At 68.6% G+C, this 7230-nt stretch carries 11 protein-coding genes; 7 read left to right on the forward strand and 4 right to left on the reverse strand.

The window, feature by feature from the left end:
• The first annotated feature begins 82 nt into the window (after positions 1 to 82).
• Both pstS and KBZ33_RS13985 read left to right on the forward strand, forming a co-directional pair.
• Complete coding sequence (pstS, locus tag KBZ33_RS13980; RefSeq protein ID WP_254952829.1) at positions 83 to 1114, forward strand: phosphate ABC transporter substrate-binding protein PstS; 1032 nt, start codon at positions 83 to 85, stop codon at positions 1112 to 1114.
• Between the two features lie 65 nt (positions 1115 to 1179).
• Positions 1180 to 1950 carry a hypothetical protein gene (locus KBZ33_RS13985; protein ID WP_254952828.1) on the forward strand — a complete coding sequence of 257 codons (771 nt, stop codon included), beginning with the start codon at positions 1180 to 1182 and terminating at the stop codon, positions 1948 to 1950.
• Positions 1951 to 1992: 42 nt separating this feature from the next.
• On the opposite strand, the gene KBZ33_RS13990 is transcribed toward KBZ33_RS13985, so the two are convergent.
• A complete protein-coding gene (locus KBZ33_RS13990; RefSeq protein WP_254952827.1) occupies positions 1993 to 2733 on the reverse strand; it encodes a sulfite exporter TauE/SafE family protein in 741 nt (246 codons plus the stop codon).
• Between the two features lie 44 nt (positions 2734 to 2777).
• Here KBZ33_RS13990 and KBZ33_RS13995 point away from each other — a divergent pair, with 44 nt between their 5' ends.
• Positions 2778 to 3740, forward strand: a complete 963-nt coding sequence (locus tag KBZ33_RS13995) for a DnaJ C-terminal domain-containing protein (protein WP_254952826.1) — start codon at positions 2778 to 2780, stop codon at positions 3738 to 3740.
• Positions 3733 to 4047, forward strand: a complete 315-nt coding sequence (locus KBZ33_RS14000) for a chaperone modulator CbpM (RefSeq protein WP_254952825.1) — start codon at positions 3733 to 3735, stop codon at positions 4045 to 4047. The genes KBZ33_RS13995 and KBZ33_RS14000 overlap by 8 nt, the downstream gene beginning before the upstream one ends.
• Before the next feature lie 22 nt (positions 4048 to 4069).
• On the opposite strand, the gene KBZ33_RS14005 is transcribed toward KBZ33_RS14000, so the two are convergent.
• Positions 4070 to 4330 (reverse strand): hypothetical protein, encoded by a 261-nt coding sequence (locus KBZ33_RS14005; protein WP_254952824.1) that lies wholly within the window; start codon positions 4328 to 4330, stop codon positions 4070 to 4072.
• Positions 4331 to 4398: 68 nt separating this feature from the next.
• Here KBZ33_RS14005 and KBZ33_RS14010 point away from each other — a divergent pair, with 68 nt between their 5' ends.
• Positions 4399 to 4698, forward strand: a complete 300-nt coding sequence (locus tag KBZ33_RS14010; protein ID WP_255011809.1) for a type II toxin-antitoxin system Phd/YefM family antitoxin — start codon at positions 4399 to 4401, stop codon at positions 4696 to 4698.
• The gene (locus KBZ33_RS14015) at positions 4695 to 5120 is read left to right on the forward strand and encodes a type II toxin-antitoxin system VapC family toxin (protein ID WP_254952822.1); all 426 of its coding nucleotides are present in this window, start codon (positions 4695 to 4697) and stop codon (positions 5118 to 5120) included. The genes KBZ33_RS14010 and KBZ33_RS14015 overlap by 4 nt, the downstream gene beginning before the upstream one ends.
• A 72-nt stretch (positions 5121 to 5192) precedes the next feature.
• On the opposite strand, the gene KBZ33_RS14020 is transcribed toward KBZ33_RS14015, so the two are convergent.
• Positions 5193 to 5372 (reverse strand): hypothetical protein, encoded by a 180-nt coding sequence (locus KBZ33_RS14020; RefSeq protein WP_254952821.1) that lies wholly within the window; start codon positions 5370 to 5372, stop codon positions 5193 to 5195.
• Positions 5373 to 5754: 382 nt separating this feature from the next.
• Here KBZ33_RS14020 and KBZ33_RS14025 point away from each other — a divergent pair, with 382 nt between their 5' ends.
• Complete coding sequence (locus KBZ33_RS14025; RefSeq protein ID WP_254952820.1) at positions 5755 to 6414, forward strand: alpha/beta family hydrolase; 660 nt, start codon at positions 5755 to 5757, stop codon at positions 6412 to 6414.
• Between the two features lie 62 nt (positions 6415 to 6476).
• On the opposite strand, the gene KBZ33_RS14030 is transcribed toward KBZ33_RS14025, so the two are convergent.
• Positions 6477 to 7121 carry a hypothetical protein gene (locus KBZ33_RS14030; protein ID WP_254952819.1) on the reverse strand — a complete coding sequence of 215 codons (645 nt, stop codon included), beginning with the start codon at positions 7119 to 7121 and terminating at the stop codon, positions 6477 to 6479.
• Positions 7122 to 7230 lie beyond the last annotated feature (109 nt).

Here is a 7230-nt window from a genome sequence, read left to right on the forward strand (position 1 = left end):
TTTCGTTACCTCGTCGCCACGCCTTAACCAAAAGCCCACCCAGTCTCGGGTTAGATGTACCCATATACACGTTGTGAATCCCTTGTCCATTCCCCCCCAGCTGACCGTCGCCCATCTGCGTCGAGCGTCGCTGCCGATCGGGCTCGTCGCTTTGACGCTCAGCATCGGTGCCTGCGGCGGTGGTCGCCGGCTGCCGTCGCTCAACGGCGCCGGAGCCTCCTTCCCCGCTCCGGCCTACCAGCGCTGGGCGGCCGACTACAAGGCCGCCAAGGGCTACCTGGTGAACTATCAGTCGGTGGGTTCCGGGCAGGGGGTGCGCTCGTTCCTGGCCGGCTCGGTTGATTTCGGCGCCACTGACGAACAGCTCAGCGACGCGAATTTCAAAGAGGGCATGGCCGGCCAGCGCGGCGCCGTGCAGATCCCGATGCTGGGCGGCACGATCAGCCCGGCCTATAACAATCCCAACTGCCCCGATCTCAAGCTGACCCAGACCCAGCTGGCCGACATCTTCCTCGGCAAGATCACCAACTGGAGCGCCCTGGGTTGTCCGTCCAGACCCCTCAAAGTGGTGCACCGCTCCGATGGCTCCGGCACCACCTTCAACTTCACCAATTCGCTGGCCTGCTTCTCGCCGGAGTGGAAACAGCGGGTGGGCGTCGGCAAGGCGGTGCAATGGCCCGTGGGGCTGGGCGCCAGGGGGAACGAAGGCGTGGCCGGCCTGATCCAGAACACCCCCGGCTCTCTCGGCTATGTGAACCAGGCCTTCCTGCGCGGTGATGTGAAGCCGGCGGCGCTGCAAAACAAGGACGGGCAATTTGTGCTTGCTGACTCCAAGACCGGAGCGGCGGCGCTGAACAACATCACCCTCGATGAGCGCCTGGGTGGGGAAGGCTGCAATCCAAAAGGAGCCGAAAGCTTCCCGATCGTGGCCTTCACCTGGATCCTGGCTTACCAGGGCGGGCAGGGGGAGAAGAAGGCCGAAGCCGTGCGCACCTTCCTGCTTTGGGCTCTGGAGGAAGGTCCCCAGCAGCAGGCCGCCGAACTGGGCTTCGTTCCCCTCACCGGCGACGTGCTGAAGCGGGCCAAGGAGGAGGTGGCCAAGATCAAGGACTGATCCAACCGCCGGGGTGACCGCCCAGACTGGCAGCGGTTCGCCAGGCGTCGATGAACTCCAGTGCCATGCCTCAGCTGAGGCGCGTCTGGTTCTTCGGCCGGGTGAGCCTGCTGCTGCTGGGCATCGAAGCCTGCAGGGTTCTGGTGCACCGGCAGCACTGGGAGGTGCTGACCCCGAATCCCCTGTTCTCGGCCCTGGTGGCCTCCGAGGTGTTCCTGCTGGGCTTCCTCCTGAATGGGGTTCTGACCGATTACAAGGAAGGGGAGAAGCTGCCGGGTGAGCTGGCCGCCGCCCTGGAGTGCATCGCCCTGGAGGTGCAAGGCCTGCCGTTGCTGCAGCCGAATGCCGAGGTGAAGGGGAGCCTGGCGCTGCTGGCGGATTTCAGCGGAGCCCTCCTGGCCTGGATGCAGGAGGCCGGGCCGACCCTGGCGCTGCTGGAGCGGCTCAACGAACTGCAGTTAGCGATTGAGCAGCTCGGCTGCCTGTATCCGGCACCGCTGCAGGCACGCCTGTTGCTCGAACTGGCCCAGATCCGCCGAGGCGTGCAGCGCATCGACGTGATTCGCAGCACGACGTTCGTCCCTTCCGTCTACGGCATGGCCTACATCGGCACGGGGGTTCTCACCATCGGGCTTGTGCTCTCGAGAATCGAGCCCTTCGCCGAATCCCTCTTTTTCATCGGCGTGATCTGCTTCCTGCTGATCAAGCTGCTGCTGCTGATCACCGATCTCGACAACCCTTTCGGGTCCTCCCAGGCGATGTCGGTGGAGAACGTTTCCTTGCTGCCCGTCGCCGACGCGGTGCAGCGGCTCCGGCAGGTGGCGGAGGCCGGCTGAGGCACACCTGGCAGGCAGAGCTGGCTGCACCGAGAGAGCGCTTCAGGCGCCGACGCTGAGCAGTTTCCAGGCGGCGATCAGCAGCACCAGCGCCAGCAGCCGGCGGATCCAGGGCGACGGTAAGCGGCGGCTGCCGCCGTAGGCACCCAACGTGCCGCCGACCAGCACCACCCCCGCCAGCGGCGCGAGAGCCCCAGGGTCCGGCAGGGCAGCGACGCCCTGGCGCAGCAGCAGGCCGGCCAGGCCGGCGATCGAGTTCACCAGGATGAAGGCCACCGACACCGCCGCCGCCTGCTTCGGCAACAGCCAGGAGCGCAGGATCATCCAGGGCGTCAGAAAGATGCCGCCACCGGTGCCGGTGAGGCCGGCCAGCAGCCCCAGGGTTGCGCCGGTGAGGGCCACGACCCGGCGGCGGGGCAGCCGCATCGCCTCCGGATCGCTCGGCGTCCTATGGGCGGCCAACCGCCAGGCGGAAAACAGCAGCACCACCCCGATCAACTGGCGCAGCAGAACGGCCGGCAGGGTGATGGCGCCGCCAACCAGGGCCGCGGGCACCGACACCAGGGCCAGCGGCACAAAGACATCACGGCGGAAGTGGCCGGCGGCGATGAACTGCAGCGTGCCGACGCTGGCCACCAGCACGTTGAGCACCAGGGCGATCGCGCGGATCTCGGCCGCCGGTACACCCGCCAGGGCCAGCACAGCGATGTAGCCGGAGGCACCGGCGTGGCCCACCGAGGCATAGAGAAGGGCCACCGCCGCCAGGGCGATCAGCAGGGGCATAGGAGGATGGCCGCGGATCTCGGGAGCCGGGCGGGGATGCTGGAATGAAGTTCAAGGACTACTACGCCAGCCTGGGAGTTGAGCGCGACGCCACGGGCGAGGAGATCAAAAAGGCCTACCGAAAACTGGCGCGCCAGTATCACCCCGACGTCGCCAAACAGGAGGGGGCGGAGGAGCGATTCAAGGAGATCAGCGAGGCCTACCAGACCCTCTGCGATCCGGAGAAGCGCCAGGCCTATGACGACCTCGGCCGCCATGGCCCCGGCGAGGAGTTCCATCCCTCCCCGGAATGGGAGACCCGCTTCTCACGCGGCGGCGGCCAGCAGGAGGTCGACCTGGCCGATCTGTTCGAGCGGATGGGCTTCGGCGGCTTCGGTGGCGGCACCGGCGGACCCCGGCGCCAGGCGGCGGACTTCCCGATCCGCGGCCAGGACGTGGAGGTGGCCACCGAACTCAGCCTCGAGCAGGCGGCCCGCGGCACCGAGGTGTCGTTCTCGCTCAGCGTTCCGGCCCTGCGGGCCGATGGCCGAGTCGAGACGCAGACCCGCAGCGGCCGCATCCGGGTGCCCCGCGGAGTGGTGGAGGGGGAGCGGCTGCGGGTTCCAGGTAAGGGCGGCGACGGCATCGCCGGCGGTCCCCCCGGCGATCTCTATCTGGTGATCCGGCTGGCGCCCCATCCCCGCTTCCGGGCCGTGGGACACGACCTCTATCTGGAGCTGCCGATCGCCCCCTGGGAGGCGGCCCTGGGGGCCGACATCACTGTGCCCAGCCTCGATAGGCCAGTGGCGGTGAGCCTGAAGCCGGGGATGCGCAGCGGCCAGAAGCTGCGCCTGGCCGGCAAGGGCCTGCCCCACCGGCGCGACGGGGCGGGCGATCTCTACGGTGTGATTCAGATCGTGCTGCCCGAACGGATCGGCGAACGGGAGCAGGCGCTGTACCGCGAGCTCGCCGAAGCCTCCGCGTTTCATCCCCGCCACCACCTCGAAGGACCCCCCACCGATGGCTGACGATCTGCTGATCCCCGATGACGACGACGAGGGGTGCACCGTGGCCCTCGAGGAGCTGCTGGCCGCTTCGGGCCTGGGCCACGAGGAGGTGATCGAACTCGTGCAGTTCGGGGTGTTCCGCTGCGCCCAGCACGCGCCGGTGTGGACCTTCCATGTCCATACCGTGAGCCTGGCCCGCCGCGCCGCCCGCCTGCGCGACGACTTCGGCCTCAACGTGCCGGGAATGGCCCTGGCCCTCACCTACCTGGAGCGGATCGAGTCCCTCGAGGGAAGGCTGCGGGAGCTGGAATCGCAGTTGCCGCGTTGAGGCTTAGGCCATGGTGGGCGATCTACAGCCCCACCTTGCGGCGGCCCCAGGCCATGCCGGCCGCATAGCCGATCGCCGGCAGCAGCAGCCCGAGGTTCAGGGGGATCTGCACCACCAGGGCGATGCCCACCAGCCAAGGGACCAGCAGCAGGCAGCCGAAGGCCAGCTGGCTGAAGCGGGAACGGCGCGCCAGGCGGCCCGAGCCCTGCACCAGCCGAGGGACGCCCTTGCCAAGGCCGAAGCCCAGAAGCACGGTGACAACGGTGAGCAGGATCGCGCCCATGGTGGGAAGGCAAGCCCCCGGATTCTGCATCCAGCCGACCTAATGTGGTCACAGCAATGCCCGTAACCATGGCCGATGTGGTCGCGAGTCAGGTGTCGGTGCGGGAGCTGAAGGCCCACCTCTCCTCATGGCTGGCTCGCGCTCAGTCCGGCGAAGTGCTGGAGGTCACGTCCCACCGCAGGCCGATCGCCCGCATCACCGCTGTCAGGACATCAGACCCAAGAGCCACCGATCCGCTGCAGGCGGCGATGGATGCCGGCCTCGTCAGCTGGAGCGGACAGAAGCCTGCTTTCCCCCCTCCGATCCGTCTCAAGGGTGGAGGCAAAAGCGTCAGTGAGATGGTGCTGGAGGACCGGGGTCAGGGGTGATCCTCTTCTGCGACACCAGTGCGCTGATCAAGCTGCTGATCAGCGAGCCGGGCTCCGATCGGATGCACCAGGCCAGCCTTGAGGCGGAGTCCCTTGCGGTGTGCCGCCTCACCTGGGCCGAGGCGATGGCGGGCCTGGCCCGTCGGCAGCGGGAACACCCCCAGGACACCGAAGCGCTGGAGCAGGCCCGTCAGCAACTGATCGTTAGCTGGGAGCACTGCACGATCGTGGAGGTGACCCAGCGGCTTGTCGAAACGGCCGGGCGCTTCGCCGATGGCTTCGCCCTGCGGGGCTACGACAGTGTCCAGCTGGCGGCCGCCCATGAACTGCATCGCAGCAGCGATCAGCCGGTCACCTTCGCCTGTTTCGACCGACGCCTGCGGCAGGCGGCCGCTCTGATGCGGCTGGACGTGCTGGCTTGAGATGGGCCGGCCAGGTCTGAAGCTTCAGGGCGCAGCGGAACGGCCTGGGGCGAAAGGCAAACGAGCGGGCAACTATTCGCAGACGGGCACATAGGGCACAGCGAGCGTGGCGATGGCGCTCTTGTTGGCAAACGCACCGAGCACCTGCTGGCCGCCCCGATTCAGCGTGACGAACCGCCCGGCGAAGGTCTCGTCGTAGACCGAGGTGGCGGACAGTCCGGCGACGCGGGCCCGCTTGAGCAGATCGCCCACGGTGCCGCCGGAATGGCGACGCCGAACGTCGTCCGCACGCCGGCCGAGAAGGCGAAGACCCGCAACGTGCCCCGGTCGAACTGGGCCGTGCCGACGATTCCGGCCGGCGCCTTGGGCCCTTTGAGCCTGTAGACGACAGGCAGCGGCGGCCCGCCGAGCTCACAACCGGGGCCCGGATCGGAGAGCCAGCCGGTGGCGACGGCTTCGGCTCGGTTCATGCCGAGATGCAACGGGCCGATCCCGTCGAGGCGGAGCACCGGGCTTGGTCCGCGTCCATCGGCCCATGCCGATCCGGCCGCCAGCAGCAGGATGGCCCCCATGGCCCCAAGCCGTGCAGCGCGACGCAGCGAGAGGCCGATCCGGCGTGTCATGGTCTGACTGTATGGGCACCAGCTCCACCCCCCGCCTGATCGACGGCCCCGACGACGCGCCGGCCACCGTGCTGCTGGCCCATGGGGCCGGGGCAGCGATGGACAGCCCGTTCATGGCGGCGATCGCCGGCGGACTGGCCGCGGCGGGCTGGCGGGTGGTGCGCTTCGAGTTCGGCTACATGGCCCGGAGGCGCGAGACGGGCCGCCGCCAGGGGCCCGAGCGGATGCCGGTGCTGCAGGAGGCGTTCCGCCAGCAGGTGCGGCTGGAGACGGGCGAGAGCCCGCAGCGGCCGCTGTTCATCGGCGGCAAGTCGATGGGCGGACGGGTGGCCAGCCTGCTGGTGGAGGAGCTGGCCGCCAGCGATGGGGTGCGGGGCTGCCTGTGCCTGGGCTATCCCTTCCATCCGCCCGGCAAGCCGCTGCAGCTGCGTACCGAGCACCTGGCCGCCCTGAAATCGCCCACCCTGATCCTGCAGGGGGAGCGGGACACGTTCGGACGCCGCGAGGAAGTGGAGACCTACAGCCTTTCGACGCAGGTGCAGGTGGGCTGGATCCCCAGTGGGGACCACAGCTTCAAGCCGACCCGCAGTTCGGGCCTCAGTGAGACGGAGAACTGGGCGACGGCGGTGGCGTGGAGTGATCGGTTTTTGCGGGGGGTGCTGGCGGGGTGAGCTGTTGACTCCAAGGGGAACAACCTCGCGACATAGCCCTGCCGGCCGTGCATGTCCTGCCATCAGCCCCGCCGTTCCCGCCAGATCTCCTGCACCAGCGGATCGGCGACGCCGTACAGGCCGTGGCCCAGCCGCATCAGCAGGTTGTCGGAGAGAAGTTCGTTGACCACCGGCTGAATCTCCTCCACCCGCACCTCCCGGCCGATCGCAGCGGCATAGGCCGACGCGGCCTCCGCTGAGAACAGGCCCTTGGCAGGGCCCTCCTCCCGGGCCACGCGCTCGAAGATCGCCATGGCCAGCCCGCCCAGCTGTTCCACTTTCTGGAGCTCCAGGTCAGCGGCGGTGCCGCGCAGGGTCGCGGCAATCACGGGCAGCAGCTGATCCGGCTCCAGCCCCGAGCCACTGCGGCTGCTGAACCTGAGTTGACCCAGGGCCCGCAGAAACTCCTCAGGTCGATGGCCCAGGGTCTGGAACGCCTCCCAGGCCACCGGCTCCGACGGCAGCGGCGCCCCATCCTCCTGGGCGAGACGCTGCAGCACTTGGCGCACATACGCCAGATCCAGCACGGGGTAGGGCAGCGACGTGGCCCCGGTGAAGGCCTGGTTGCGCCGGGCCGTCAGTTCACCCACCAGGGCCCTGTGGGAGCCGGTGCCGAGAAACAGGAAGTGGCCCGGCGTGCCGGGTCTGGGGCTGACTGCCCGACACAAGTCTGAGAACCCTTGCGACAGAATGGGTCTCAGTCAATGGGGTGGGCAGGGAGCCATGGGAGCTTGGGGCTGCGAAACCAATCCAATCCCCTGTGGATCCCCAGACCCG

The organism is Cyanobium sp. Cruz-8D1 (assembly GCF_024345975.1).
GTDB lineage: Bacteria > Cyanobacteriota > Cyanobacteriia > PCC-6307 > Cyanobiaceae > Cyanobium.

Excerpts from the sequence above, each read along its gene's own strand:
- KBZ33_RS13985 (WP_254952828.1), top strand. The coding sequence starts at position 1,180 with ATGCCTCAGCTGAGGCGCGTCTGGTTCTTCGGCCGGGTGAGCCTGCTG.
- KBZ33_RS13990 (WP_254952827.1), bottom strand. The coding sequence starts at position 2,733 with ATGCCCCTGCTGATCGCCCTGGCGGCGGTGGCCCTTCTCTATGCCTCG.
- KBZ33_RS13995 (WP_254952826.1), top strand. The coding sequence starts at position 2,778 with ATGAAGTTCAAGGACTACTACGCCAGCCTGGGAGTTGAGCGCGACGCC.
- KBZ33_RS14000 (WP_254952825.1), top strand. The coding sequence starts at position 3,733 with ATGGCTGACGATCTGCTGATCCCCGATGACGACGACGAGGGGTGCACC.
- KBZ33_RS14005 (WP_254952824.1), bottom strand. The coding sequence starts at position 4,330 with ATGGGCGCGATCCTGCTCACCGTTGTCACCGTGCTTCTGGGCTTCGGC.
- KBZ33_RS14010 (WP_255011809.1), top strand. The coding sequence starts at position 4,399 with ATGGCCGATGTGGTCGCGAGTCAGGTGTCGGTGCGGGAGCTGAAGGCC.
- KBZ33_RS14025 (WP_254952820.1), top strand. The coding sequence starts at position 5,755 with ATGGGCACCAGCTCCACCCCCCGCCTGATCGACGGCCCCGACGACGCG.